Source organism: Micromonospora palythoicola, assembly GCF_036689795.1.
GTDB classification, from domain to species: domain Bacteria; phylum Actinomycetota; class Actinomycetes; order Mycobacteriales; family Micromonosporaceae; genus Micromonospora; species Micromonospora palythoicola.
In genome coordinates, this window is sequence record NZ_JBAGKI010000074.1 from 1 (window position 1) to 25,760 (window position 25,760).

The following is a 25,760-nucleotide window of genomic DNA, read 5'->3' on the forward strand; positions in this document are numbered from 1 at the left end:
CGGTCGTGTTCGAGGTGACCCCGGGGCAGACGGGCCCGCAGGCGGACAACGTCCGTCCGCTCTGACCCGCCGGGTCCCGCGGGGCTGAGCGCCCGGCGGTGCGTGGCGGCCGGTACCGGCCGCCACTCGTCGGGGCGTCCCCTCAGGCCGCCAGCCGCCGACTCAACTCACTGACGACCTGTTCCGCCACGGTGGGCGGAATCGCGGCCGCGATCTCCTGCGGGGAGAGACCGGCCAGCACCCCGGTGACGATCGCCTGCTCGTCGGTGAAGTCCCGGTTCATCAGTGAGTTCACCGTGCTCTGCAGCGCGGTGAGCTGGGCACCGATGCTGCGCAGCGTCGGGTGGGAGACCTGGAAGTCGGGGTCCGTGTGGTCCTCGCCCATGGTTGTCCGGGTGTAGGTCTGCCCGATCGGGTTGCGTCCGTCCAGCACGGTGAGGTTGCGGTGGACGGTCCTGAGCCAGTTGTGCTCCTCGGGTGTCATCTCGTTCTCCCCCTCCTCGGGGTTCAGCAGTCCGATGGTGGTCAGGTAGCGGCGGAACAGGGGCCGCTGGTCGCGGTTCGCCTTGATCGAGTCCCGGAAGAAGCTGAAGTGGGTGTGCCACAGGTGGGACCGGTCGCCGGTGCTGCGTCGACCGAGCCGGTCCCAGCGCCGGACCACGTTGCCGTCCGGCGAATAGATGATCTCGCGGATGTCCCGGGTGTCCGGGGCGTTGGCGACGCACTGCGCCACGCACCAGGTCGAGAACGTGAACAGGTCGTGGGTACGGCCGCCGGAGTTGAGCCGGAACGTCCCCACGTCCAGGGCGGCGGCGTCGAGGGTCAGTCCGTTGCGGTCGCGGGGCGACTCCACCACCGAGTAGTCGTTGGTGACGACCCGGTCCGACCCGCAGTGGTAGCCCCCTCGGTGGTTGGCGTCACCGACGATGCCGACCTCGTTGGGTTCGAGGTCCGCATCGCGGCTGCGGTTGGGGTCACGGTCGAGATGATCAAGCAGCAGACGACGAACGGCGAGAAGATTTGCCGGTGCCCGCGTCATGGATCCCCCTTCGCTTACTCGTCGGGGACCAGGCACGACAGTGACACCGCGTACGCGGTGGAGAGGCTCACCGCCAGGCCGGGCCAATCGGGTGCACGGCGCCGGGCGTAGCACCACGATAGCTCGCTCTATTGGCGAATGCCCAGCTCAGAGGCGCTTTTATTCAGCTTGGAGCAGCCTGGGAGGCAGAGTGGACGACCGGTAGGACCACTGCGGACGGATGATCCGGGTCGTGCATGATCTCCCGGAATCCACGACGGAGTGTGACAGCCGCGCCGAGGGATTCGCCGGTGCCGGGGTTGCGCGCGTAGCGGGGGTGAGCCCCGCCGGAGACCTGGAGCCGCAGCCGGTGCCCGGCGGCGAAGCGGTGGGCGGTCGGCCACATCTCGACCGGCACCACGACCGCGCCGGCGTCGTCGGCGGGAAACCGGTGCGGATCGAGCCGGACCAGCCCGTCGCAGATGTTCCACGACCGCCCCCGGGCGTCCACGTCGCACAGCCGCACGAAGACGTCCAGGTGCGTCAGCTCACTGCGCAGGTGGATCTCGGCCCGTACCGGCCCGATCACCTCGATCCCGGCGGCCAACGGCTCGCTGGTCCAGGTCAACACGTCGGGCCGGGCCTCGACCGGACGGTTGTCGAACGGTCCGGCCCGCTGGGCCACCAGCAGTGGGCCGCCGAGCGACGGCGTCGGGTCGGCCGGGTCGTACCAGAATCCGTCCGGCGGTGACGGCACCGGGTCCGCGGGGCTCAGGGCCGCCTGCGGATGCAGGTACCAGCGGACGGCGTCGGCGGGTGGTGGCCAGTCGGGCAGATCGCGCCAGCCGCCGCCCGCGCCACCGACGTGCAGCCGCACGGGCGCGTCGGTGGCCTCGCCGGCTCCCTCGTCGGACAGGTGGGTGTCGAGCCAGCGCAGACCCTCGCGCAGAGCGGCGACGAACAGTCCCGGGCTGCCGTGGGTCCACGGACCGACCACCAGGCGCGGTCGGGCACCGGTGGCCCGCAGCGCCGTGTAGTCGCGCAGCTGGGCCGGCAGGAAGATGTCGTGCCAGCCGCTGACCATCGCCACCGGCGCGCCGACCAGGTGCAGCCGGTCGTCGAAGACCCGGCTGCGCCAGTAGTCGGCCTGCGGGGTGTGGTGCCGCAGCCACTCCTGGAAGAACGGCACGGTGACGCCGGTGGCGACCCGGTCGGCCTCGATCAACGGAAGGTGGGCCAGGGCGGCGGTCAGTCTCGGCTGGCCGCGCTTGAGTTCCCACTGGCGGGCCAGCCACGGCACGGTCTGCGCCTGCAGCAGCTCCGCCCAGGTCAGCACCGTGTCCAGGGCGAACGACTCCCCCGCGTAGGTGGAGTCGCGGGTGGTCGAGGCGGTGGCCACCGCGACCATGGCCCGCAGTTGCGGACCCGCGTCCGCCGCCAGCGCCCACTGCACGAATCCCTGGTAGCTGGCACCGAACATGCCGAACGCGCCGGTCCACCACGGCTGCCGGCGCAGCCAGTCGAGCGTGTCCAGACCGTCGTCGCGTTCGTGCACGAACGGCTGGAACTCACCGCCCGAGCCGCCGGTGCCCCGACAGGACTGGATGACCACGTGGAATCCCTGCTCGGCGGCGAGTCGGCAGAGCAGCCGCATCGGACCGGCCCGACCGTACGGGGTACGGATCAGCACGGTGGGCGCGGCGGGCAGGTCGGGGGCGTAGTGGTCGGTGCGCAGGATCACACCGTCGCGTACCCGCAGGGCGATGTCCCGGGTGACGGTGACCCGTCGGGTCCGCGCCGGTGGCAGTCGCAGGGCGGCGGCGGCGAGTCCGGCCGCCAGACGATCCAGCACGACTCACTCCGGCCGGCGTCGGTGCGGCTCGGTCCGGGCGGCCCGGACCTCGTCCCGGTGCTCCCGCAAGGAGGCACCCATCGCCGTCATGAACCGGTACACCACCTCCAGCTCGTCGTCGCCGAACCCGGCCATCACCCGGTCGGTGCGCTCGCCCAGCGGCCGGAAGAAGCCCATCGCCAGTTCGGCGCCGCGTTCGGCGTAGCGCAGCAGCACCTTGCGCCGGTCCGTGGGGTCCCGGTCCCGGCGCAGATGTCCGGCGCGTTCCAGCCGGTCGATCAGGGCGGTGACCGAGCCGGAGGAGAGGTCGAGGTGTTCGCCGAGCCGGCCCGGCGTGATCGGATCGCCGAGCAGCTCGGCGTCCATCACGGCGATCAGTGCTTGCAGGTCGGTGGCGTTGAGGCCGTGCTGGCCGGCGAAGGCGTGCCCGACGTGCTGCGCGTCCACCCCGTAGCGCCGCAGCTCAGCCGTGATCTCGGCGATCAGCACCTCCCGGCGCGTGTCGCGCCTGCGGTACATACCGTGAGCTGCCACGTCCCGCGCTTCCTTCCGAGATCCGGTTCGCAGCATAACCGAGCCGGAGCCACGTCTCGGCCGTGGAGATTCTCTGCCGCCGCGCTGTTGCGGTATTTTTCTTGATAGGTGAAAATCTCGACTGTCTAGATACTTGTCGACTGGGGGGTCGTCCTGATGTCCGTGTTCACCCGCGTGGCGGGCGGTCGCCTGAACGCCTTGCTCACCATCCTCGCGGCGCTCGCCGTGGGCACGGCCGTCTTCTGGTTGCCCACCCCCGACAACCCGGCACCCGTCTCCGCCACCGGCCTGTCCGTCAGCTGGCAGTCCACCCAGGTCGAGCGGTTGCAGGAGGAACTGCCGGCCAGCGACGTCCAGCCGGCCATCGTGGTGGTCACCCGCGACGACGGCGCACCGCTAACCGACGGCGACCGCGCCGCCCTCACCGCCGGCACCGGTGCCCTCGGCGGGCTCACCGCCGGCGGTCAGGTCGCCCCGCCGCAACTGTCCCCCGACGGCTCGGTCGCCCTGGTCGCCGTGCCGTTGAGCACCGAGGGCGGTCAGGACACGGTGGCCGCCACCGTGGCCGAGGTCCGCGAGGCGCTGACCGCCCTGCCGGCGGAGCTGACCGTCGAGGTGACCGGCGCGCCGGCCTTCACCGCCGACCTCACCAAGGTCTTCGAGGGTGCCGACACCACCCTGCTCGCCGTCACCGCCGCGGTCGTCGCGCTGCTGCTGCTCGTCACCTACCGCAGTCCGCTGCTGTGGATGGTGCCGCTGGCCGTCGTGGCGGCCACCGAACAGGTGGCGCTGCGGGCCCTCGACACGGTCATCCCCGCCGTCGGCATCAACTACGCGGGCGGGGCCGTCAGCGGCATCGCCAGCGTCCTCGTCTTCGGCGCCGCCACCAACTACGCCCTGCTGCTGATCGCCCGTTACCGGGAGGAACTACGTCGGGAAGCGGACCGCTTCGCGGCCATGCGGGCCGCGCTGCGCCGCACCGCCGAACCGATCCTCGCCAGCGGCGGCACGGTCATGCTCGGAGTGCTCACCCTGCTGCTCAGCGAGCGGGAACTCAACCGGGCCCTCGCCGTCGCCTGCGCCACCGGCATCCTGCTGGCCATGGCGTCGGCTCTGCTCGTGCTACCGGCCGCACTGGTGCTGCTCGGGCGGCGCCTGTTCTGGCCGTTCGTGCCGCAGGTCGGCAGCGAAGGCCGGGAGGGCCGGGTCTGGGGCCGGCTCGGCGCCGCGGTGATCCGTCGCCCGGTGCCGGTCGCGGCCCTGGCCACGCTGCTGCTGGCCGCGCTCGCCCTGGGCGGCCTCGGCCTGCGCACCGGGCTGTCGGAGACCGAGCAGTTCCGGGTGCAGCCCGAGGCGGTCGCCGGGGCGGAGACCCTGGCCCGCGCGTTCCCCGCCGGCACCACCCAACCGGTGGCGGTGATGACCCGACCCGACACCGTGCCGGCGGTCACCGCGGCCGCCGCCGAGGTGCCCGGGGTGGCCTCCGCCCGCCCCGGCACCGCCGGCCCCGCCGTCGCACAGGTCGACGTGGTGCTCGAGGCCGAGCCGGGCACCACCGCCTCCGACCGGACGCTGGCGGCCCTGCGGGACGCGGTCGCCGCCGTACCCGACTCCGCGCCACCCGCCCCCGCGGGCGGCGACGCACCCACCGGCGCCATCGTCGGCGGCACCGTGGCCGGCACGTACGACGCGGCGGAGGCCGACGCCGAGGACCTGCGCGTCATCCTGCCGCTGATCCTGCTGCTGGTCGGCGCCGTGCTGGTGCTGCTGCTGCGCGGCCTGCTCGCCCCGGTGCTGCTCGTGGTCACCGTCGTCGCCTCGTACTTCGCCAGCCTCGGTGGTGCCTGGCTGCTCTTCGACCACGTGCTCGGCTTCCCCGCGCTGGACACCACCGTGCCGCTGCTCGCCTTCGTCTTCCTGGTGGCGCTCGGCGTGGACTACAACATCTTCCTGGTCACCCGCGCCCGCGAGGACACCCGCACCGTCGGCACCCGCGAGGGCATGCTCTCCGCGCTGCGGGTCACCGGCGGCGTCATCACCAGCGCCGGCATCCTGCTGGCCGCCGTCTTCGCCGTCCTCGGCGTGCTCCCGCTGATCACCCTGACCCAGATCGGGATCATCGTCTGCCTCGGTGTGCTGCTGGACACCCTGCTGGTCCGCACGGTCGTCGTCCCGGCCCTGGCGTTCCTGCTCGGGGAACGCTTCTGGTGGCCTGGCCGGATCACCCGCGATCAGAACCCGAGGCAGACGCACTCCGACATCAGCGCCCGGACGTTGCGCACGTAGCTCGGGTTGGGGATGTGCAGCGGCTCACCCTCCGGGGCCACCGCCCCGTGCCCGTAGTTGTACGCGGCGATGACCGCGTTGAGCAGGCACGAGTCCAGCTCGGCGGTGCACAGGTCGGCGTCGAGCCGGTAGTCGGCGTCGAAGTACATGTCGCCGATGTACTTGGTCAGCCAGGCCAGGAAGGTGCCGCCGAGGTAGGCGTTGTCCCGGTAGTCCCACACGTCGTAGCTCTGCCCGAAACGCTGGTTCATCCAGGACGCGGTGTCCGGCATCACCTGCATCAGGCCGATGCCCTTGTCGCAGGCCACGATGTTGGACTGCCAACCGCTCTCCTGCCAGGCGGTCGCTTTGATCAGATTCAGCGGAATGCGGATGTCCGGCGCCGACGTCGGCCAGTACGTCCGCCCGGCCGCCTCGGTCAGCGCCGCCTTCGCCTGCGCACGGCTGGCCTGATCACCCTGGTAACTCGGCTTGCAGTCGCTCGCGGGCGGCTTCGGCGGGTCCGGCGGAACCTGCTTCTCCGTCGGTGGCTTCGGCACCCTCCGGGGAGCGGTGGCCGTGGTGCGCTTCGGCTTCGGGCTCCGCTTCGCCGCCGAGGGCGACGCACTCGCGGTGGGGGTGGCCTTCGGCGCGGCACCCATCGACTCCACCGCCGACGGGGTCGCCGACACCTCCTCCGGCACCGGCGAACCGCTGGTCTCGTCCGAGCCGTCCGGCAGCTCCCCCGGCAGGGCGACCGGGGCCGGCACCTCCGCGGTGGAACCATCCACCCTGGCACATCCACCGCCGGTCAGCAGCATCATCGCGGCGACCGCCGCGACACCCCACCGTGCGACGCCGCGTCCCATGTCGATCTCCTCCGGCCGTGACGAACCCGCCGCACACTAACAGCTACCGCCCGTCGCGCGTTGCCCCGCGACCGCCGCCGCCCGGATCACGGCAGCGGCCCTCATCCGGTGGCGGAGCGACCGCCGGACACCGCGCGGTCCCGGGTAGCCCAGGCGACCATGAACACCGCCGTCCAGGCGGCACCGAGCAACACCGCCCCGACCGTGCCGCTGGCGGTGCTCAACCCCAGATACAGCCGGGCACCGCCGATCGTGACGACCCCGGCCGCCGCGACGGTCCACGCGGCCACCGCGACCGGCCAGCGGGCGCCCCGCGACACCAGCCACGCCAGCGTGCACAGGCTCGCCGTCACCACCACGTTCTGCGTGGAGAACAGCACCACCCGCCCACCGGCGGCCAGGTCGGCCACGGCCGCGAGCACCACCAGCGGCACGAAGGCACCGACCGTGCCGACGACACTGAGCAGGTCCGCCCGCCAGGGCCGCTGCCGCCACGCCTGCACCAGGGCCACCAGCGCCACCATCACGATCAGCGACCAGCCCCGCAGCAGCGACACCGCGGCCTGGGTCGCCTCCACCGCGTCGGGCGTACGACGGGCCGCGAACCAGCCGGCGATCACTCCGTCGACCAGGGCCAGGCCGCTGTGCCGGACCACCACCCGCAGCACCCACGCGATCACCAGCGCCACCACGAACAGCAGCAGCACCCCGGCCGCCAGGTTCGCCAGCAACGCCCACGCCGGCCCGAGACGCAGGCTCAGCAGGAAGAACAGCAACCCGTAGCGGGCCGACAGCCACCGCAGCGGCGGCAGCCGGGACGCCCGGGTCAGCAGCGCCCGCGCCGGATCGGGGTTTCGGCCCAGCCAGCGCCCCGCCAGCACCACCGCGACCAACGCGGCCACCAGCACCAGCACCGCTCCGGTGGCCCGGCCCAGCAGCCGGGAGACCGTCTCGTACGACTCCCCGGCCAGGTGCCCGACCAACACCGAGGCACCCACCCAGGTGCTCACCCCGACCAGGTTCCACGGCGCGAACCGGCGGTAGGCCATGCCGGACGCACCGGCCAGCCGAGGCACCAGCGTGCGGGCGAACGCCACCCAGCGCGCGGTCAGCACACCCCGACCGCCCATCCGGTCGAGCATCGCGTCGGCGCGGGCCCACCGCTGCGGCCCCACCCACGCACCCCACCTGCTGGCCCGCAGCCGAGGCCCGTAGCGCCGGCCGGCCCGGAACGCCAGCGCGTCGCCCAACGCGGCGGCGGCGATCATCACCAGCAACGCCGGACCTAACCGCAGCGTGCCGGTGTACGTGAGAAAGCCCACCAGCAGCAGGGTCGCCTCACCGGGGGCGACCAGCCCGATGATCAGTGCCGTCTCGGTGGCCACGATCAGCGCCGCCACGACGTAGATCAGCCACGGCGGCAGGCTCTGCACCGAACTGAGCAGATCGTGCACGGCGCCCCCGGATCACCTCGGCAGGACTGCCCTGCCAGTGTGACAGTGCGGCGCCGCGGGAGACGGACCACCCGGGGTGACCCCGACGCCACGCCGCTACCGCCGAGGCGGGAGGATGGAACCCATGCAGCTTCGCACGGACCTCCGCAACGTCGCCATCATCGCCCACGTCGACCACGGCAAGACCACCCTGGTCGACGCCATGCTGCGGCAGGCCGGCGCCTACGGCGCCCGGGGCGAGGTGACCGAGCGGGTGATGGACTCGATGGACCTGGAACGGGAGAAGGGCATCACCATCCTGGCCAAGAACACCGGGGTGCGCTACCTGCCCGCCGACGGCTCCGACCCGGTCACCATCAACATCATCGACACCCCCGGCCACGCGGACTTCGGCGGCGAGGTCGAGCGTGGCCTGACCATGGTCGACGGGGTGGTGCTGCTGGTCGACGCCAGCGAAGGTCCGCTGCCGCAGACCCGGTTCGTGCTGCGCAAGGCGCTCAAGGCCCGGATGCCGATCATCCTCGTGATCAACAAGGTGGACCGCCCGGACGCCCGGATCAAGGAGGTCGTCGACGACACCTACGAACTCTTCCTCGACCTCGACGCCGACGAGGAGCAGATCGACTTCCCGATCGTCTACGCCTGCGCCCGCGACGGCATCGCCTCCCTGACCCAGCCCGCCGACGGTTCGGTGCCGGACGACAGCCACAGCCTGGAGCCGCTGTTCCGCACCCTGCTGGACACCATCCCGCCGCCCGCGTACGACGAGAGCGCCCCGCTGCAGGCGCACGTCACCAACCTCGACGCCTCCCCGTTCCTCGGCCGCCTCGCGCTGTGCCGGGTGCGGCAGGGCACCATCGCCAAGGGCCAGTCGGTGGCCTGGTGCCGCACCGACGGCAGCACCCAGCGGGTCCGCATCTCCGAGCTGCTGATGACCGAAGGGCTGGAGCGCAAGCCGGCCGAAAGCGCCGGCCCGGGCGACATCATCGCGGTCGCCGGCATCCCCGAAATCATGATCGGCGAGACCCTCGCCGACGCCGAGAATCCGGTCCCGCTGCCGCTGATCACCGTCGACGAGCCGGCGATCTCGATGACCATCGGCACCAACAACTCACCCCTGGTGGGCCGGGTCAAGGGCGCCAAGGTGACCGCCCGGATGGTGAAGGACCGCCTGGACAAGGAACTCGTCGGCAACGTGTCGCTGCGGGTGTTGCCCACCGAGCGACCGGACGCCTGGGAGGTGCAGGGCCGGGGCGAGCTGGCGCTGGCGATTCTGGTGGAGCAGATGCGCCGCGAGTCGTTCGAGCTGACCGTCGGCAAGCCCCAGGTCGTCACCCGGGAGATCGACGGACGGACCTGCGAACCGGTGGAGCGGCTCACCATCGACGCGCCCGACGAGTACCTCGGCGCGATCACCCAGCTGCTGGCCACCCGCAAGGGCCGGATGGAGCAGCTGGTCAACCACGGCACCGGCTGGATCCGGATGGAGTGGTTGGTGCCGGCCCGCGGTCTGATCGGCTTCCGCACCGAGTTCCTCACCGAGACCCGGGGCACCGGCATCCTGCACCATGTCTTCGAGTCGTACGAGCCGTGGTTCGGTGAGCTGCGGACCCGCAACAACGGCTCGCTGGTCGCCGACCGCTCCGGCAGCGTCACCGCGTTCGCGATGACAAACCTCCAGGAGCGCGGCCAGCTCTTCGTGGAGCCCGGCACCGAGGTGTACGAAGGCATGATCGTCGGGGAGAACTCCCGTTCCGACGACATGGACGTCAACATCACCAAGGAGAAGAAGCTCACCAACATGCGCTCGTCGACCGCCGACGAGACCGAGAAGCTGATCCCGCCGCGCAAGCTGTCGCTGGAGCAGGCCCTGGAGTTCTGCCGCGAGGACGAGTGCGTCGAGGTCACCCCGGCCGCCGTGCGCATCCGCAAGGTCGTGCTCGACCAGACCCAGCGGGCCCGCACCGCCGCCCGCCGCAAGCACGCCGGCTGAGACGACCGATGGCCGCAGCCGATCTCCACGCGCGGCTGGACCGGGAACCCGGCACGATCTCGGTGTACGCGGGGCGGCTCGACGCCCCACCCACCTGGACCCGGGACGCCGAGGCCACCCACTATGCGGCGAGCACGATGAAGTTGGCCGTGCTCGCCGCGCTGCACCGCGCCGCGGAGGCCGGCCACCTCGACCCGGACGCACCGGTCGAGGTCGTCAACCGGTTCACCTCCGCCCGGCCGGACGCCCCGCCGTACTCCTGCCGGCGCGCCTACGACAACGACGGGGCCGTGTGGGACCGCCTCGGCGGGCGGGCGTCGCTGCGCTGGCTCGCCGAACGGATGATCGTCCGGTCCAGCAACCTCGCCACCAACCTGGTCGTCGAGCACGTCGGACTGGCCGCGGTGGCGGAGGTCTGGCGGCTGGCCGGCGCCCGGCGCAGCGTCACCGGGCGCGGCATCGAGGACTTCGCCGCCCGTGAGGCGCAGATCACCAACCTGGTCACCGCCGCCGACCTGGCCGCACTGCTCGGCGCCGTCGCCACCGGCGCCACCCGCCCCGGTCCGATCGCCTCACCGGCCGGCTGCACCGCCATGCTGGACGTGCTCTGTGCCCAGCAGATCCGCCAGGACATCGCCGAAGGGCTGCCCGCCGGCGTCCGACTCGCGCACAAGAACGGCTGGGTACGCGGCGTACGGCACGGCGCGGCGGTGGTCTATCCCGCCGACGCCGAGGCCTACCTGCTCGTCGTCTGCACCACCGTGGGCGACGACCAGACCGACGCCCGGGCCGACGTCGACGCCAACCAGCTGGTGGCCGACATCTCCCGCGAGGTGTGGCAGGCCCGCCACGACCTTGGCACGCTCACTCCAGCAGGTTCGCCCGCAGCGCCGCCACCGTCTCCTCGGTGATCCCCAGACCGTCGCGCAGGTACGCCCCGAACGACCCGTGCACCTGCCGCACCTGTGCGTACGCGGCGTCGAGGTACTCCGGGCGGACCTCCAGCACCGGCCGGACCGCCGCCTCGTCGAGCCCCGGATGGCGCTGCCGCATCGCGTCGACGAGCACCTCGCGCAGGCTCTCCGTCAGCGGGTTGTGGGCCAGGTAGTCGGCCCGGATCGCGGCCTCGTCCACTCCCAGGGCGTGCAGCAGCACCACGGTCAGCCAACCGGTGCGGTCCTTGCCCGCCGAGCAGTGGTAGACCAACGGCAGGTTGCGCTCGTCGGCCACCAATCGCACCGCGGCGGCGAATCCCCGCCGGGCCGAGTCTCCGGTGACGAACCAGCGGTAGATGGCGGCCATCGCCGCCGGTGTCCCCTGCCGCGCCAGCTCCGCGTACTCGCTCAGGTCGTGGCCGAGCAGCACGGCCGAGACGTACGTGAAGACCGGATGCGCCGGGTCGTGCACCGGCAGGTGCACCACGGTCGGCTCGCCGACCAGCCGGTCCGGCGGTGCCACCGACACCTCGGACTGGGCGCGAAGGTCCACCACGCAGGCCGGTTCGAGCTTCGCCAGCACCGGCAGGTCCTCGTCGGTGAGCCGACCCAACGCCGGCGTACGGATCAGCCGGCCGGACCGTACCCGCCGGCCGGAAACGCCGGTCAGTCCACCCAGATCCCGCGCATTGGGCGCCCCGACGAGCGTCCAGTCCGACGCGCCCGCTCGCTGACTGGTCATGTCCCCCCTTCACGTACAGGGTGCCGTACCCGATGATCGTCTCGGTGGGCGTCCGGTGCTGCGGCACCGCGCCGGCGGTGGGGCTCAGCGACGGGCTGAGGCCAACTCACGTCGCCGGTCCCGCGAGGATTTGACCAGGCTCGCCGCCGTGGCCACCGCCAGGGTGCCCAGGATGACCAGCAGCGACAGCCAGATCGGGATGTGCGGTGCCCACCCGACGTGCTCGCCGTTGTTGATGAACGGCAGGTTGTTGTCCGCGAGCGCCTCCAGGATCAGCTTGACCCCGATGAAACCGAGCACCACCGCCAGGCCGTGGCTCAGGTAGATCAACCGGTCCAGCAGCCCGCCGAGCAGGAAGTAGAGCTGCCGCAGCCCCATCAGCGCGAAGACGTTGGCGGTGAACACCAGGTACGGCTCCTGGGTGATCCCGAAGATCGCCGGAATCGAGTCGAGAGCGAAGATCAGGTCGGTGGTACCGATGGCGATCATGACGATGAGCATCGGGGTGAACAACCGCCGGCCGTTCTCCCGCACGGTGACCCGGGCACCCTGGTACCCCCGCGAGATGGGCAGCGCCCGCCGGCTCCAGCGGATGAGGACGTTCTCGGTGAACTCCTCCTCGCTCGACTCACCCTGCCGGGCGAGGTTGATCGCGGTGTAGATCAGGAACGCTCCGAAGATGTAGAAGACCCAGGTGAACTGCGAGATCAACGCCGCGCCGGCGGCGATGAAACCGCCCCGCATGACGAGCGCGAGAACGATGCCGATGAGCAGCACCTTCTGCTGGTACTGCCGGGGGACCGCGAAGCGGGCCATGATGATCACGAAGACGAAGAGGTTGTCCACCGAGAGGCTGTACTCGGTCAGCCAGCCGGTGTAGAACTGCCCCGCCACGCTCGCGCCGCTGGTGAACCACAGTCCGCCACCGAACAGCAGGGCCAACCCGACATAGAAGGCGACCCAGAGACTCGACTCCCGGACGCTCGGCTCGTGTGGCCGGCGCCCGATGATGAGCAGGTCCACCACGAGGACCGTGGTCAGCGCCACGAGCGTAGCCGCCCACACCAGTCCGGACACGTTCACAGTCTCATTCCTCCGGCCGCCACCCAGCAACCGGCACACGGTACGCCCTCCGCGCAGTGCCGGCCACCTCACCCCGCTCGGCATCCTAGGAGGATGGGCTACTGGAGTGGGTTGGTCCGGCACGGCGACGAATGGGAAAGCCGACCGGGCCGGGCCGGACCCCGGCAGCGATGTGGCAGGCTGCCGGCATGGTCCTCGAGGTTGCGCTCATCGACGTCATTCCCGGCCACGAGGAGGCGTTCGCCGCCGCCTACGCCCAGGGGCATCCGTTGCTGGCCGGCACGCCCGGCTGCCGCTCGGTACGCATGACCCGGGGCCTGGAGTCCCCCACCCGCTTCGTGCTGCTTGTCGAGTGGGACACAGTCGAGGCTCACGAGCGGAACTTCCGGGCCACGGAACGCTTCGTCGGGTGGCGGGAGTTGATCGGTCCGCACTTCGCCACCCCGCCGCGGGTCGAGCACTTCGTCGACGTACCCGCCTGATCGACACCCGAGCACCACGCACCGAGTCGAGAAAGTGTCACACCGTCCACCTATCGTGCGTCTCGCGTCGGCACCGACCCCGACGGCTTCGGGGGCGCCGGGTCCGGTGCCGACGCCTCTCCGTGCGTGACCTGCCGATGCCTCTTCATGCGAGACCTGCCGACGCTGCCCACGACCGGGGCGGCGGTGTGTCACCCGTCGAGGCGGCGGGCCAGGGCCCGCACCGTCTCCTCCTCCGGCAACGCCGTCTCCAGCAGGCAGTCGGTCATCCGTTCGTACCTGTCGACGTCCGTCGCGGTGGTCAGTCGCACATCCGTGGTCAGCGCCTCCAGCATCACGGTGCGCGGATCCGCCGGGTCCGGGAAGGAGTAACAGGAGAAGGGGGTGAGCGGCAGCGGGCGCCGGCCCGCGCCGACCCGCAGCAGCCGGATCGTCACGTGCGGCAGCGCGGCCAGTTCGAGCAGCTGCGCCAACTGCCCGCGCCACACCTCCACCGGGTCGTCGCCCGGCTCACAGGCCAGCTCGGTGAGCAGCGCCGTGTAGCGGGGCGGTTCCACCCGACGCAGCACCGCCTGTCGAGCGGCCCGGGCCCGCAGGTCGGCGTCCACGTCCACCGTCGGATCGATGAGCTGACCGGCGACGATGCGCAGTCGGGCGTACGCCGGGGTCTGCAGCAGACCGGGCACGATCGCCGGCTGGTACTCCACGATGCCCGCCGCTCCGGCTTCGAGTTCGGCGTACGTGCGTTGCCGCTCCCCCATCTCCCCGAGCGACTTCCACCACCCCCGGCCGGTCGCGGCGTCCCGGGCGATGACGATCAGGGCGTCGCGCTGCCGCGACGGCACCTCGTAGACGTCGAGCAGATCGAGCACGTCGGCCAGGTCGGGGCGGCTCTGCCCCAGCTCGATGCGGGACAGCTTGGAGGTGGACGCCCAACCGAGCCGCTCACACACCTGTTCCAGGGTCAGCGCCTCCCGCCGGCGTAGCTGACGCAGCTCGGCGCCCAGTCGCGCACGTCGAATGACCGGACTCGTTGGCAACGGCATCCCCGCCTCCCACCGAGGGAGAGTACGCACGGCGATCACTTAGCGCAATAGGACGCTCGCATTCCGCTATTCCCCCACTGTAGGAAGTGGATTGTCGCGCGGCGGCGGCTATCGCACGCCGGCGGCGTCCATGCCGCGCAGCTCCTTCTTGAGGTCGGCTACCTCGTCACGGATCCGGGCGGCCAGCTCGAACTGCAGCTCCCGGGCGGCGGCCAGCATCTGGTCGTTGAGTTCCTGGATGAGCTGCGCCAACTCGGCCCGGGCCATCCCCTCGCGGGCCGGGGTGGCCGCCCCGCCCCGGGCCCGGCTGCGGGTCTCCTTGACCGGCGCCTTACCCCGGGACAGCTGCCGCACCGCCCCGCCGACCCGCGTCGCCTCGGTGTCCTCCGCCTCACGGTAGATGTCGTCGAGGATGTCGTGGATCTTCTTGCGCAGCGGCTCCGGGCTGATGCCGTGCGCCTCGTTGTGCGCGATCTGCTTGGCCCGACGCCGGTTCGTCTCCTCGATCGCGTCCGCCATCGACGGGGTGATCTTGTCGGCGTACATGTGCACCTGGCCGGAGACGTTACGGGCCGCCCGGCCGATGGTCTGGATCAACGACCGGCCGCTGCGCAGGAAGCCCTCCTTGTCCGCGTCCAGGATCGCCACCAGCGACACCTCAGGCAGGTCGAGGCCCTCCCGCAGCAGGTTGATGCCGACCAGCACGTCGTAGTCGCCACGGCGCAGCTCGCGCAGCAGCTCCACCCGGCGCAGCGTGTCGACCTCGGAGTGCAGGTAACGCACCCGGATGCCGTTCTCCAGGAGATAGTCGGACAGATCCTCGGCCATCTTCTTGGTCAGCGTGGTGACCAGCACCCGTTCGTCGCGCTCGGTACGCAGCTTGATCTCGTGCATCAGGTCGTCGATCTGCCCCTTGGTGGGCTTGACCACCACCTCCGGGTCGACCAGCCCGGTCGGGCGGATCACCTGCTCCACGAACTCGCCCTGGGCGTGTTCCAGCTCCCACGGACCCGGGGTCGCCGACAGGAAGACCATCTGGCCGACCCGCTCCAGGAACTCGTCGAACCGCAGCGGTCGGTTGTCGGCGGCGCTGGGCAGCCGGAATCCGTGGTCGATGAGCATCCGCTTGCGTGAGGCGTCGCCCTCGTACATGCCGCCGATCTGCGGGATCGTCACGTGCGACTCGTCGACCACGGTGAGGAAGTCGTCGGGGAAGTAGTCCAGCAGGCAGTGCGGCGGGCTGCCGGGCAGCCGGCCGTCGATGTGCATCGAGTAGTTCTCGATGCCCGAGCAGAAGCCCACCTGCCGCATCATCTCGATGTCGTACGTGGTGCGCATCCGCAGCCGCTGCGCCTCCAGCAGCTTGCCCTGCCGTTCCAGCTCGGCCAGCCGCTCGCCCAGCTCCGTCTCGATGTCGCGGACCGCCCGCTCCATCCGCTCCGGACCCGCCGCGTAGTGCGTCGCCGGGAAGATCAGCAGATGGTCCACCTCGCGCACCACGTCACCGGTCAACGGGTTGAGGTAGTAGAGCTTCTCGACCTCGTCGCCGAAGAGCTCGATGCGCACGGCGAGTTCCTCGTACGCTGGAATGATCTCCAGCGTGTCGCCGCGGACCCGGAAGGTGCCGCGCTGGAAGGCCATGTCGTTGCGGGTGTACTGGATGTCGACCAGGCGACGCAGCAGCTGGTCCCGGTCGAGTTCCTGGCCGACGGCCACCCGTACCGCCCGGTCGAGGTACTCCTCCGGGGTGCCCAGCCCGTAGATCGCCGACACCGTCGCGACCACCACCACGTCACGCCGGGTGAGCAGCGACATCGTCGCCGAGTGCCGCAGCCGCTCGACCTCCTCGTTGATCGAGGAGTCCTTCTCGATGTACGTGTCGGTCTGCGGGATGTACGCCTCGGGCTGGTAGTAGTCGTAGTACGAGACGAAGTACTCCACGGCGTTGTCCGGCAGCAGCTCGCTGAACTCCTTCGCCAACTGCGCGCAGAGCGTCTTGTTGGGGGCCAGCACCAGCGTGGGACGCTGCAGTCGCTCGATCAGCCAGGCGGCCGTGGCGCTCTTGCCCGTGCCGGTCGCGCCGAGCAGCACCGTGTGCCGGTCGCCGCGACGCACCCGCCGCTCCAGGTCGTCGATCGCCGCCGGCTGGTCACCGGCCGGCTGGAAATCACTGATGACCTGGAAACGGCCGTCGAGCCGGGGTATGTCGAGCGCCATGACCTCAACGGTACGCCGGGGCTCCGACAGTCAGACCCGGTCCGCCCGGCCGCCCCACCGATCGGTTGGACGGGCGACAGCGGTGGACGCCGGCTCGGTGCGGACTTCCGCGACGCCTCGCGATCCTCCCCGACCGCCCCGGCGACTACGTGCGGCATCTGATCGGCTTCGATATTCGCATTGTGTGGTTCTTCTCACCCCGCTACGCTTTTCCCGTAGGCCGCTCGCGGCGGCCGACCGGGCCGGTGGCGGGCCGCACAAGCCACGCCACCCCCGGCACCGAGGGTCGCAGCACCCGGCATGCCTGGCGTGCGCACCGGACGTGGTCGCGCGGATCGCGCTGACCGGCCGCCGCGAGCGCCCCCTGCTCGTCACCCCCGCGTGGTCCGCACCGTTCATCCTCCCGTGGAGAGCAGCTCACAACCGCCGTCCGACAGCCGTCGCCGCGCACCCGACGAGCCACGCACCGATCCGACCCGGGCCGGCGCCCCGGCCGGCGGCGGCAGCCCGGGCGGCACCGGCCATGCCGGGCCGACCGGTCACGCCCGTACGCACACCCGCCGGCACCGCGCGGGAACCCGCCACCGGGCCGGTCTCGCGCCGCCCGCCGTCCTCAACCTGGCCGGCACCGCACCGGCGCCGCCACGGCCGGGCGTCCGCCGGGCCGTGGTCTCCGGCGGTCTGCTCGACCTGGCCGCCGGGAACCGGGCCGAGGAGGAGGATCTGGCCGGCGCGACCGCCGAGGCCCACGACCCACGACGGGTACCCGACCGCCGACGCCGCCTCACCCTCGCCGGGCTGGCCCTCACCGCGGTGCTCTCCGCCGTGATGCTGGTGGCCACGCTGGTCAACTGGGCGCCGGACGGCCCGCCGCCACGGGACCTGACCCCGGCCGAACGGGAACGACTGACCACCATGCGGGTGACCAACTACCGCGAGTTACGGGCCGGGTTGCACGTCACCGCCGGTGCCGGCGCCACCCGCACCGACCTGCTCGGCTGGGTCGACTGGGCCCGGGGGCTGGCCTACCTCGACGTGGGGGGCCCGGGCGCGGGCGCGTCGCGTGGTCTCGCCCAGGCCACCCCCACCGTGCTGGTGATCAGACCCGACCCGACGGCCGTACCGACGCCGGCCATGCCGCCCCTGGTGCCACCGGCTGACGGTTGGCGGCTGCCCGCCGACCCGGATCTCGCTCCGCTGCTCGGGCTGATCTTCGCGCTCGCCGCCGACCGGCCCGATCCGGCGGACCGGTGGACCGGTCGCTGGGTGGGCCGGGAGCAACTCGACGGTGAGCCGGTCGACGTGCTGGAGGTCGTCACGCGCAACGCTGTCGTACCGGCGAGCCGCACCCCCGGTGCCGGCACGCCGGACACCGCCACCCCGACCCGCTACTGGCTGGACCGGGCCGGCCGCCTGCGCCGGGTGCTCGCCGACGTCACCGGGATCGGACCGGTCACGGTGGCCCTGAACCGGGCCGACCGTCCGACGCTCCGACCCGTCGAGGCGCTCGGCGGTCGCTCCGGCCTGCCCCGCGCCCTGACCCCCGCCGAACGGGACCGCTGGCGCCGGATGCCGTCCCGCCTGCGCACCGTCGGCGGGGCGACGGCCACCCTGACCATGCCCGTATCCGCCGCCACCAACCTGCGCGGCAGCGGCTGGCTGAGCTGGACGTCGGGCAGCGCGTACCTCGCGGTCACCGACCTCGACACGGACGCACGACGCACCCTGGTCCGTCACCACGGCCGCCAGGTCACCCGCATCGACGGCAGCGGGTCGGCACGTCCGCCACTGCCGCCACCGGCCGCCGGCTGGCGGGCGGGACCGCATCGCACGCAGGCCGTCGACCCGCTGGTGGCCGCCGCGCTGCGGGCCGCCCAGCACCCCGACCCGCGAGGCGGGACGGAACGGGTACGCGGCGACAGCCTCGGCGGCACCAGCGTCGACGTGGTGCAGGTCGACACCGGCCGGGGACCGCTGCGCTACTGGGTCGACCGGTCCGGGATGCTGCGCCGGCTGGAACTGCCGACCCGCTCCGGTGCCTGGGCGCAGCTCGACCTGACCCCGGGCCGGGTTCCACGGCTGACGCCGCCGCGGAAGCGCTGACCCGGCCCGCCGGATGGGCAGCCACCTCGCCCCGGTGGACCGCGCCGCGCCCCTCAGGGGCGCCAACCGGTGCGTGCGGCCCACTCCTCCGCCCGGAGGTGCTCCTCGTCGAACCACGGGTCCTTCGCCGTGGCGTACGCGCCGCTGTCCGGCGCGGACGCCGCCAGCTCCCGCTTGAACACCAGGTAGGCGGCCCGCCGATCGGGGTCGGCGCGCAGGTGATCGCGCATCAGCAGGGCGTACCGCCAGCCCGGCGAACCGGTCACCCGCAGGTGCAGATGCACCGGGCGGGCCGGGTCGGCGTTGCCGTGCAGCCGCTTCGCCCACCGGTCGCCACCGGCCGGTCGGGGACTGTCCCACCAGTCGCCCGGCAACCGGGGGAAACCGGCGTCGGCCAGCCGCTCGGCCAACACACCGTCGGCGTCGGCGAGGGACGGCACGCTGAGCTGGATGTCGATGACATCCTTGGCGGCCAGGCCGGTCATCGCGGTCGAGCCGATGTGGTCGATCCGCAGGTCGGCGGGGGCGATCGCGTGCCGGATCCGGTCCGCCAGCCGGGCGTACTGCCGGGGCCAACTCGGGTTCGGCTCGACAAGCGTCACCCGGCCCGCCCGCACCGCCCGCCGGTGACGGACGTTGTCCTCGAAGGGCACCAGCCGGTCACGCCAGAGCGCGTCGACCGCCGCGTACAGGTCGTCGAGGCTGCCCTCGTTGGTCAGCAACACGTCCGCCACCGCCGCGCGGCGGGCGTCGTCGGCCTGGGCGGCGATCCGGCGCTGCGCCTCCGCCCGGCTCATCCCCCGATCACGGGCCAGCCGCGCCAGCCGGATGTGCACCCCCGTCTGCACCACGACCACCAGGTGGTACGTGGGTGCCAACCCCACCTCGGCCAGCAACGGGACGTCGTTGACCACCACGGCGTCCGGCGGGGCGGCGGCGGTCAGCTCGACGGTACGGGCCCGGACCCGACCGTGGACGATCGCCTCCAGCCGGCGGCGGGCCGACTCGTCGGCGAACACCAACTCACCCAGGGCAGCCCGGTCCAGGGCCCCGTCGGCGTCCAGCACCCGCTCGGAGAAGGCGGCGACGACCTCGGCGAGACCCTCGGTGCCGGGCGCGACCACCTCCCGGGCGAGCTGATCGGCGTCGATGAGCACCGCGCCCCGCTCGACCAGCCGTCCCGCCACCGCGCTCTTGCCCGAACCGATCCCACCGGTCAACCCCACCCTCAGCACGGCACCAGTCAACCCGATCACCCCACCCCCGCCAACCCCACCCCACCCACGCACCCCACCCCCAGTCGGCGTCGACCATGAGGTTGACGGCAGTTGTTGATCTTCAAAGTGCCGCCAACCTCATGATCAACGGGGATGAGGGAGGGCCCCGACCCGAACCCGGAGTACCGGGTCGGGGCGGGGCCCTCTGGTGTCAGTCGACAGCTTCGGGTCGCGGCGGGGGTCAGGCCCGCCGGGCCGAAGTTGTCAGCGGGTCACTTGCCGCCGGCGAGCTTCTCCCGCAGTGCGGCGAGCGCCTCGTCGGTGGCCAGCGTGCCCGCCGGCTCCTCGGCCTGCCGGCTCGGCGCCGCGCTGGTCGAGGTGGTGGTGCCGCCGGCCGCGGGGGCCGGCTGCGGGTTGGCAGCGGCCTCGGCCTCGGCGGCCCGAGAGGTCTGCACCTGCTTCTGGTGCGCCTCCCAGCGCTGCCGCGCCTCGGCGTACTGGTTCTCCCAGGTCTCGCGCTGCTTGTCGTACCCCTCGAGCCACTCGCCCGTCTCCGGGTCGAAGCCCTCCGGGTAGATGTAGTTGCCCTCGGTGTCGTAGGTCGCGGCCATGCCGTAGAGGGTCGGGTCGAAGTGCTCCTCGCCCTCGACGAAGCCCTCGTTGGCCTGCTTGAGCGACAACGAGATCCGGCGGCGCTCCAGGTCGATGTCGATGACCTTGACCATGACCTCGGAGCCGACCTGGACGACCTGCTCGGGGATCTCCACGTGACGCTCGGCCAACTCGGAGATGTGCACCAGGCCCTCGATGCCGTCGTCCACCCGGACGAAGGCGCCGAACGGCACCAGCTTGGTGACCTTACCCGGCACGATCTGCTGGATGGCGTGGGTGCGGGCGAACTGACGCCACGGGTCCTCCTGGGTCGCCTTCAGCGACAGCGAGACCCGCTCCCGGTCAAGGTCGACGTCCAGGACCTCGACCTCGACCTCCTGGCCCACCTCGACGACCTCGGACGGGTGGTCGATGTGCTTCCAGGACAGCTCGGAGACGTGCACCAGGCCGTCCACGCCGCCCAGGTCAACGAAGGCGCCGAAGTTGACGATCGAGGAGACGACGCCCTTGCGGACCTGCCCCTTCTGGAGCTTGTTGAGGAACTCGGTGCGCACCTCGGACTGCGTCTGCTCCAGCCAGGCCCGGCGGGACAGCACCACGTTGTTGCGGTTCTTGTCCAGCTCGATGATCTTGGCTTCGAGCTCGCGGCCGACGTACGGCTGCAGGTCACGCACCCGCCGCATCTCGACCAGGGAGGCCGGCAGGAAGCCGCGCAGCCCGATGTCGAGGATGAGGCCACCCTTGACCACCTCGATGACGGAACCGCGGACGACGCCGTCCTCGTCCTTGATCTTCTCGATCGTGCCCCAGGCCCGCTCGTACTGCGCCCGCTTCTTGGAGAGGATCAGCCGACCCTCCTTGTCCTCCTTCTGAAGGACAAGGGCCTCGATGTGGTCACCCACCGAGACGACCTCTGCCGGGTCCACGTCGTGCTTGATCGACAACTCCCGAGAGGGGATGACACCCTCGGTCTTGTAGCCGATGTCGAGCAGGACCTCGTCCCGATCGACCTTGACGACGGTGCCTTCGACAATGTCGCCGTCGTTGAAGTACTTGATGGTCTCGTCGATCGCGGCGAGGAAAGCCTCCTCTGAGCCGAGATCGTCGACGGTGACCTTGGTGGCGCTCGAGGGGGCCTCGATGCTGCTCGTCATGTGGGCGGTTGCTCCGGTCGGATGGTGTGTCACAGCAGGCTGGTGTCGCGGTGACCTGTGCGCGCCAACGGATTTGTCGGCGGGCCCACCTGGAAATCGCTGAACGAGATCTTGATGTGACTCCGTCGACCGCGCACCTGCTCCCTGCCGAGGCACACGATCCGCGAGCGCATCGTCTACCCTACCTGCTGCATTACCACAGCGTGCAAGCCCTCCCGCCTACTCGTCGGCGCACCAGCCGCCAAAGCGGAGATTTCGACCAGACGCCCCACCGGCCCGCCGCCCGCCGTCCCAGCGTGAGGGCCTAGCGTGGCCTGGTGAACGACGACGACCGGGTGACCCGCCGCCGGGTGGGTGACGCCGAGGCCCGCACCGCCAACCGACGCTGGTGGGACGCCGACGCCGACGCGTACCAAGCAGAACACGGCGACTTCCTGGGGGACGTGGACTTCGTCTGGTGCCCGGAGGGACTGCGCGAGGCGGACGCCCGACTGCTCGGCGACGTGTCCGGGCGACGGGTGCTGGAGGTGGGTTGCGGCGCGGCGTCCTGCTCCCGCTGGCTCGCCGCCCAGGGCGCCCGGCCGGTCGCGGTGGACCTCTCCGCCGGCATGTTGCGGCACGCGACCCAGGCCAACACCCGCAGCGGGGTACGCGTACCGCTGGCGCAGGCCGACGCGCTCGCGTTGCCCTTCGCCGACCAGAGCTTCGACATCGCCTGCACGGCGTTCGGCGCGGTTCCCTTCGTCGAGGACTCGGCGGCGCTGATGGGCCAGGTGCACCGGGTGCTGCGTCCCGGTGGCCGGTGGGTCTTCTCGGTCACCCACCCGATGCGCTGGATCTTCCTGGACGACCCCGGTGAGGGCGGGTTGACCGCCGTGCACTCGTACTTCGACACCCGGCCCTACGTGGAGCTGGACGAACACGGCCGGGCCAGCTACGTCGAGCAGCACCGCACCCTCGGCGACCGGGTCCGCGAGCTGGTGGGTGCCGGGTTCCGGCTGCTGGACCTGGTGGAACCGGAGTGGCCGGAGGGGCACGAGGGAATCTGGGGGCAGTGGAGCCCGCTGCGCGGCCGGCTCTTCCCCGGCACCGCCATCTTCGTCACCGAGAAACCGGCCGACTGAGCCGGCTGTCCGGTCCGGCGCCGTTGCGGACAACGAGTGCGACGCGGCCGTCCCGGGGTGGCGTTACGCTCGCGTCATGAGCGTGCGCCAGCGAGCGAATCATCGACGCGGTGCCGTGGCGCCTCATGCCGGCCCGCAGCGCGGCGGAGGGCCGGCATGAGCGCCGAGCCCGTCCCGACATCACCTGGCCCCTGGTGTCCGGACCCCATGCGGCAGCAGCGTGCGGACTACACGCTGGAGGACCTGCTCGCCCTGCCGGACGACGCCCCCCGCGTCGAACTCGTCGACGGAGTCATCCACGTGACACCCTCCCCCACCCTGGGCCATCAGGACATTTCCAGCCTGCTCTGGCTGTGGCTCCGCGCTCACGCTCCCGACCACCTGCGCGCCGCCCAGGCGGTCGGCGTCGGGCTCAGCCACAACACCTGCCGGCAACCGGACGTGCTGCTCTGCCGCGCCGGGCTGCCATCGGACCGGTCCCGGCTGCGGCCGGCGGACGTCGTGCTGGCCGTCGAGGTCGTCTCGCCGGGCACCCGCCGGGTCGACCGGTTCGCCAAGCCGGGCGAGTACGCCGCCGCCGGCATCCCCTTCTACTGGCGCATCGAGCAGAACCCGGTGCACGTGTACGCGTACCGCCTCGGCGACCGGATCGGGCCGGGCGGGGAGCGGCAGTACGAACTCGTCGCCGACAGCGCCGAGCTCATCGAGCTGACCGAACCGTTCGAGATCAAACTTCCGGTCCGCGACCTCACCGCATAGCCGACCGCCGGACAAACCGGTCACCGGACGCCCGACGGAAGCCACCGCCAGGTCTCCTCCAGTTCACCCGCGCTCCCTAACGTCCGGGCGCATGAGACAGATCACCGCCACCCGCCTGGGCCGGGCACTCGCCGGTGCCGGCGTCCTCACCCTTGCTCTCGCCCTGGGCGGCACCGCGTCCTTCGCTGGTGCCCCGACGACAGCCAGGCCAACGCTCACGGGTTTCGCGTCGCTGCCGGCCGCCACCTTCGTACCGGGCAGCGAACCCTCCGGCAGCCTCGTCACCGGCAACACCAACGGCTACCCCACACCCTTCGCCGACCAGCCGATCCAGGGCTTCTCGGGTATCGCCGACAACGGTGACGGCACCTTCGACGTGCTGTCCGACAACGGCTACGGCAACCAGGCGAACTCGGCGGACTTCCTGCTGCGCGTCCAGCGGCTCGCCCCGGTGTTCGCCACCGGCGAGGTCGACGTGGTCGGCGGGATCAACCTCACCGACCCCGACGGGCACGTCCCGTGGCAGTTGACCCGCACCGACCGGGTGCTCACCGGCACCGACTTCGACGTCGAGTCGATCGTCAAGGCGGCCGACGGCAGTTACTGGATCGGCGACGAGTTCGGGCCGTACCTGCTGCACTTCGACCGGGCCGGCCGGCTGCTGCGGGCACCGATCCCGCTCGACGGTGTGGTCGCCCCGGAAACCGCCGCGCGCGCCGGCGTTCCCGCCACCCTCGCCAGCAGCCGGGGATTCGAGGGTCTGGCCGCCTCCCCCGACGGTCGCCACCTCTACGCGCTGCTGGAGGGCACCGTTGCCGGTGACCCTCCCGGCCAGCTGCGGCTCAACGAGTTCGACAGGTGGGCCGGCCGCTACACCGGCAAGCGCCTCACCTACCGACTCGAAGCGCCGAACCTCGCCATCGGCGACGCGATCGCGATCGACAGACACCGCTTCCTGATCATCGAGCGGGACGGCGGGCAGGGCCCCACCGCCGTGGTCAAACGGCTCTACGTCGCCGACGCCCGCGACCGGGACCGGGACGGCCTGCTGGACAAGACCCTGCTTGTCGACCTGATGAACGTCGCCAACCCCAAGCGGCTGGGTGGCTTCGACACCACCTTCACGTTCCCCTTCCAGACCATCGAGAACGTGGTGATTCTGGACAAGCGGCGGGTGGCGGTACTCAACGACAACAACTTCCCGTTCTCCACCGGCCGCGCCCCCGGCGTCGCCGAGGACAACGAATGGATCGTCATCACGCTGCCCCGCTCGCTCGACCCGGACCGTCGCGTCCTCAGGTGACCGGCGCCGCCGCCCTGCCCCGCCCGACCTCTCGCGGTCGGGGCAGGGCGGCGGCGTTTTCCCCGAAGGTGCCCGGGTACCCGGGCGGCATGGCCGACGAGGAGTTCCGCACCGGCGACCACGTCTCCTGGGCCAGCCACAGCGGCCGGGCCCACGGTGTGGTCAAGGAGAAACTGACCGAACGCACCCACGTACGCGGGCACGCCGTGGACGCGACACCGGAGCAGCCGCAGTACCGCATCCGCAACGACGACTCGGGCCGGGACGTGGCCCACCGCCCGGAGGTGTTGCGCCGTGAGCCGTCGTGACGACCCGGACCAGACCTACCGGGAGTTCACCGAGGCGGTGAACATGAAGCCCGGCGAGCTGTCCACGTGGCTGGACACCGACGAGTCCAAGCATGTCGGCTGGCGGCGGAAGGGCAGCGGCGGCGGCGAGACGGTCGGCCACGAGTCCGGTCGAAAGATCATCGACCTGTTGCGCCGCAAGCGTGGCCAGCTGACCGAGGCCGACTACAAGCACATGCGCAAGGTCGTCGGGTACGTGCGGCGACACATGGCCCAGCGACCCAGCGGCGACGTGCGCGACACCCGGTGGCGGTACTCGCTGATGAACTGGGGCCACGACCCGGTCAAGGCACCGCTGCCGCCGCCCGGCGGCCCCTCCCGCAAGGCCCTCGACCGGCACGGCGCCCCGCCCAGGTCCCGCCGAGGCCCCGCCCGCTGATACCCACGACCCCGCGCACCCCACCCACCACCGCACCCGCGCACCAGCAGGCGACAACGTCGGCGAAGGTGCTGGGTCAGCCGGCCCGCGAGGCAGCAACTTCGCCGAAGTTGCCGGGTCAGCCGACCCGCGAGGCAGCAACTTCGCCGAAGTTGCCGGGTCAGCCGGCCCGCGAGGCAGGAGCTTCCCCGAAACTGCTGACATCAGCGCACGGTTCGCCCGCGGGACCGTGATCGGCACGCGTTCGGTGACCACGTCAGGGTTTCGGGGCA

Annotated in this window: 21 protein-coding genes; 10 read left to right on the forward strand and 11 right to left on the reverse strand. The window is 71.7% G+C overall.

Annotated features, from left to right (window positions below; translation table 11 throughout):
* Nucleotides 1–142: 142 nt before the first annotated feature.
* The 3 genes from V5O40_RS23990 to V5O40_RS24000 form a co-directional block, all read right to left on the reverse strand.
* Nucleotides 143–1,039: a hypothetical protein gene (locus V5O40_RS23990; protein WP_269742544.1), complete on the reverse strand. Its 897-nt coding sequence runs from the start codon at nt 1,037–1,039 to the stop codon at nt 143–145.
* 163 nt (nt 1,040–1,202) lie between these two features.
* Nucleotides 1,203–2,870, reverse strand: coding sequence for a CocE/NonD family hydrolase (locus V5O40_RS23995; protein ID WP_332907561.1), 1,668 nt, complete (start codon nt 2,868–2,870; stop codon nt 1,203–1,205).
* 3 nt (nt 2,871–2,873) lie between these two features.
* A complete protein-coding gene (locus V5O40_RS24000; protein ID WP_332907576.1) occupies nt 2,874–3,389 on the reverse strand; it encodes a MarR family winged helix-turn-helix transcriptional regulator in 516 nt (171 codons plus the stop codon).
* A 171-nt stretch (nt 3,390–3,560) separates the two neighbouring features.
* On the opposite strand from V5O40_RS24000, the gene V5O40_RS24005 reads away from it, so the two are divergent.
* On the forward strand, nt 3,561–5,690 hold the full coding sequence (locus tag V5O40_RS24005; RefSeq protein WP_332907562.1) for an MMPL family transporter: 2,130 nt from the start codon (nt 3,561–3,563) through the stop codon (nt 5,688–5,690).
* On the opposite strand, the gene V5O40_RS24010 is transcribed toward V5O40_RS24005, so the two are convergent.
* Nucleotides 5,636–6,538 carry a transglycosylase SLT domain-containing protein gene (locus tag V5O40_RS24010; protein WP_332907563.1) on the reverse strand — a complete coding sequence of 301 codons (903 nt, stop codon included), beginning with the start codon at nt 6,536–6,538 and terminating at the stop codon, nt 5,636–5,638. The genes V5O40_RS24005 and V5O40_RS24010 overlap by 55 nt on opposite strands.
* Nucleotides 6,539–6,639: 101 nt before the next feature.
* Nucleotides 6,640–7,992 (reverse strand): DedA family protein, encoded by a 1,353-nt coding sequence (locus V5O40_RS24015; RefSeq protein ID WP_332907564.1) that lies wholly within the window; start codon nt 7,990–7,992, stop codon nt 6,640–6,642.
* A 124-nt stretch (nt 7,993–8,116) separates the two neighbouring features.
* Here V5O40_RS24015 and typA point away from each other — a divergent pair, with 124 nt between their 5' ends.
* Together typA and V5O40_RS24025 are read left to right on the forward strand one after the other, a co-directional pair.
* Nucleotides 8,117–9,985, forward strand: a complete 1,869-nt coding sequence (gene typA / locus V5O40_RS24020) for a translational GTPase TypA (protein ID WP_269742548.1) — start codon at nt 8,117–8,119, stop codon at nt 9,983–9,985.
* 8 nt (nt 9,986–9,993) lie between these two features.
* Nucleotides 9,994–10,896: a serine hydrolase gene (locus tag V5O40_RS24025; RefSeq protein WP_332907565.1), complete on the forward strand. Its 903-nt coding sequence runs from the start codon at nt 9,994–9,996 to the stop codon at nt 10,894–10,896.
* Here V5O40_RS24025 and V5O40_RS24030 read toward each other — a convergent pair.
* Both V5O40_RS24030 and V5O40_RS24035 read right to left on the reverse strand, forming a co-directional pair.
* Nucleotides 10,850–11,662 (reverse strand): tyrosine-protein phosphatase, encoded by an 813-nt coding sequence (locus tag V5O40_RS24030; protein WP_332907566.1) that lies wholly within the window; start codon nt 11,660–11,662, stop codon nt 10,850–10,852. The genes V5O40_RS24025 and V5O40_RS24030 overlap by 47 nt on opposite strands.
* An 84-nt stretch (nt 11,663–11,746) precedes the next feature.
* Nucleotides 11,747–12,745: a TerC family protein gene (locus V5O40_RS24035; protein WP_332907567.1), complete on the reverse strand. Its 999-nt coding sequence runs from the start codon at nt 12,743–12,745 to the stop codon at nt 11,747–11,749.
* Between the two features lie 188 nt (nt 12,746–12,933).
* On the opposite strand from V5O40_RS24035, the gene V5O40_RS24040 reads away from it, so the two are divergent.
* Nucleotides 12,934–13,227: an antibiotic biosynthesis monooxygenase family protein gene (locus V5O40_RS24040; RefSeq protein ID WP_164448396.1), complete on the forward strand. Its 294-nt coding sequence runs from the start codon at nt 12,934–12,936 to the stop codon at nt 13,225–13,227.
* Between the two features lie 191 nt (nt 13,228–13,418).
* Here the strand turns inward: V5O40_RS24040 and V5O40_RS24045 are convergent, their stop codons facing one another.
* Nucleotides 13,419–14,273, reverse strand: a complete 855-nt coding sequence (locus tag V5O40_RS24045) for a helix-turn-helix domain-containing protein (protein ID WP_332907568.1) — start codon at nt 14,271–14,273, stop codon at nt 13,419–13,421.
* A gap of 108 nt (nt 14,274–14,381) precedes the next feature.
* A complete protein-coding gene (gene uvrB, locus V5O40_RS24050) occupies nt 14,382–16,490 on the reverse strand; it encodes an excinuclease ABC subunit UvrB (RefSeq protein WP_332907569.1) in 2,109 nt (702 codons plus the stop codon).
* A gap of 405 nt (nt 16,491–16,895) precedes the next feature.
* On the opposite strand from uvrB, the gene V5O40_RS24055 reads away from it, so the two are divergent.
* Entirely contained in the window at nt 16,896–18,593 is a 1,698-nt protein-coding gene (locus V5O40_RS24055) for a hypothetical protein (RefSeq protein WP_332907570.1), read from the forward strand.
* A gap of 53 nt (nt 18,594–18,646) precedes the next feature.
* On the opposite strand, the gene coaE is transcribed toward V5O40_RS24055, so the two are convergent.
* Entirely contained in the window at nt 18,647–19,828 is a 1,182-nt protein-coding gene (gene coaE / locus V5O40_RS24060) for a dephospho-CoA kinase (RefSeq protein WP_332907571.1), read from the reverse strand.
* 254 nt (nt 19,829–20,082) lie between these two features.
* Entirely contained in the window at nt 20,083–21,576 is a 1,494-nt protein-coding gene (gene rpsA, locus V5O40_RS24065; protein WP_099844791.1) for a 30S ribosomal protein S1, read from the reverse strand.
* A gap of 317 nt (nt 21,577–21,893) precedes the next feature.
* Between rpsA and V5O40_RS24070 the strand changes: the two genes are divergently transcribed.
* The 5 genes from V5O40_RS24070 (at nt 21,894) to V5O40_RS24090 (ending at nt 25,488) form a co-directional block, all read left to right on the forward strand.
* The gene (locus V5O40_RS24070) at nt 21,894–22,700 is read left to right on the forward strand and encodes a class I SAM-dependent methyltransferase (protein WP_332907572.1); all 807 of its coding nucleotides are present in this window, start codon (nt 21,894–21,896) and stop codon (nt 22,698–22,700) included.
* 207 nt (nt 22,701–22,907) lie between these two features.
* Nucleotides 22,908–23,459 (forward strand): Uma2 family endonuclease, encoded by a 552-nt coding sequence (locus V5O40_RS24075; RefSeq protein WP_332907573.1) that lies wholly within the window; start codon nt 22,908–22,910, stop codon nt 23,457–23,459.
* Nucleotides 23,460–23,550: 91 nt separating this feature from the next.
* Nucleotides 23,551–24,762: an esterase-like activity of phytase family protein gene (locus tag V5O40_RS24080; protein WP_332907574.1), complete on the forward strand. Its 1,212-nt coding sequence runs from the start codon at nt 23,551–23,553 to the stop codon at nt 24,760–24,762.
* A gap of 89 nt (nt 24,763–24,851) precedes the next feature.
* Nucleotides 24,852–25,070, forward strand: a complete 219-nt coding sequence (locus V5O40_RS24085; RefSeq protein ID WP_332907575.1) for a hypervirulence associated TUDOR domain-containing protein — start codon at nt 24,852–24,854, stop codon at nt 25,068–25,070.
* Complete coding sequence (locus tag V5O40_RS24090) at nt 25,057–25,488, forward strand: DUF3140 domain-containing protein (protein WP_269742560.1); 432 nt, start codon at nt 25,057–25,059, stop codon at nt 25,486–25,488. The genes V5O40_RS24085 and V5O40_RS24090 overlap by 14 nt, the downstream gene beginning before the upstream one ends.
* Nucleotides 25,489–25,760: the final 272 nt, after the last annotated feature.

Bases quoted from the DNA above. Each gene is read 5' to 3' on its own strand.
- V5O40_RS24025 (WP_332907565.1), top strand. From the start codon at position 9,994: ATGGCCGCAGCCGATCTCCACGCGCGGCTGGACCGGGAACCCGGCACG.
- uvrB (WP_332907569.1), bottom strand. From the start codon at position 16,490: ATGGCGCTCGACATACCCCGGCTCGACGGCCGTTTCCAGGTCATCAGT.
- V5O40_RS24085 (WP_332907575.1), top strand. From the start codon at position 24,852: ATGGCCGACGAGGAGTTCCGCACCGGCGACCACGTCTCCTGGGCCAGC.
- V5O40_RS24000 (WP_332907576.1), bottom strand. From the start codon at position 3,389: ATGTACCGCAGGCGCGACACGCGCCGGGAGGTGCTGATCGCCGAGATC.
- V5O40_RS23990 (WP_269742544.1), bottom strand. From the start codon at position 1,039: ATGACGCGGGCACCGGCAAATCTTCTCGCCGTTCGTCGTCTGCTGCTT.
- V5O40_RS24045 (WP_332907568.1), bottom strand. From the start codon at position 14,273: ATGCCGTTGCCAACGAGTCCGGTCATTCGACGTGCGCGACTGGGCGCC.
- V5O40_RS24080 (WP_332907574.1), top strand. From the start codon at position 23,551: ATGAGACAGATCACCGCCACCCGCCTGGGCCGGGCACTCGCCGGTGCC.
- V5O40_RS24010 (WP_332907563.1), bottom strand. From the start codon at position 6,538: ATGGGACGCGGCGTCGCACGGTGGGGTGTCGCGGCGGTCGCCGCGATG.
- V5O40_RS24040 (WP_164448396.1), top strand. From the start codon at position 12,934: ATGGTCCTCGAGGTTGCGCTCATCGACGTCATTCCCGGCCACGAGGAG.
- rpsA (WP_099844791.1), bottom strand. From the start codon at position 21,576: ATGACGAGCAGCATCGAGGCCCCCTCGAGCGCCACCAAGGTCACCGTC.
- V5O40_RS24075 (WP_332907573.1), top strand. From the start codon at position 22,908: ATGCGGCAGCAGCGTGCGGACTACACGCTGGAGGACCTGCTCGCCCTG.
- typA (WP_269742548.1), top strand. From the start codon at position 8,117: ATGCAGCTTCGCACGGACCTCCGCAACGTCGCCATCATCGCCCACGTC.
- V5O40_RS24030 (WP_332907566.1), bottom strand. From the start codon at position 11,662: ATGACCAGTCAGCGAGCGGGCGCGTCGGACTGGACGCTCGTCGGGGCG.
- V5O40_RS24005 (WP_332907562.1), top strand. From the start codon at position 3,561: ATGTCCGTGTTCACCCGCGTGGCGGGCGGTCGCCTGAACGCCTTGCTC.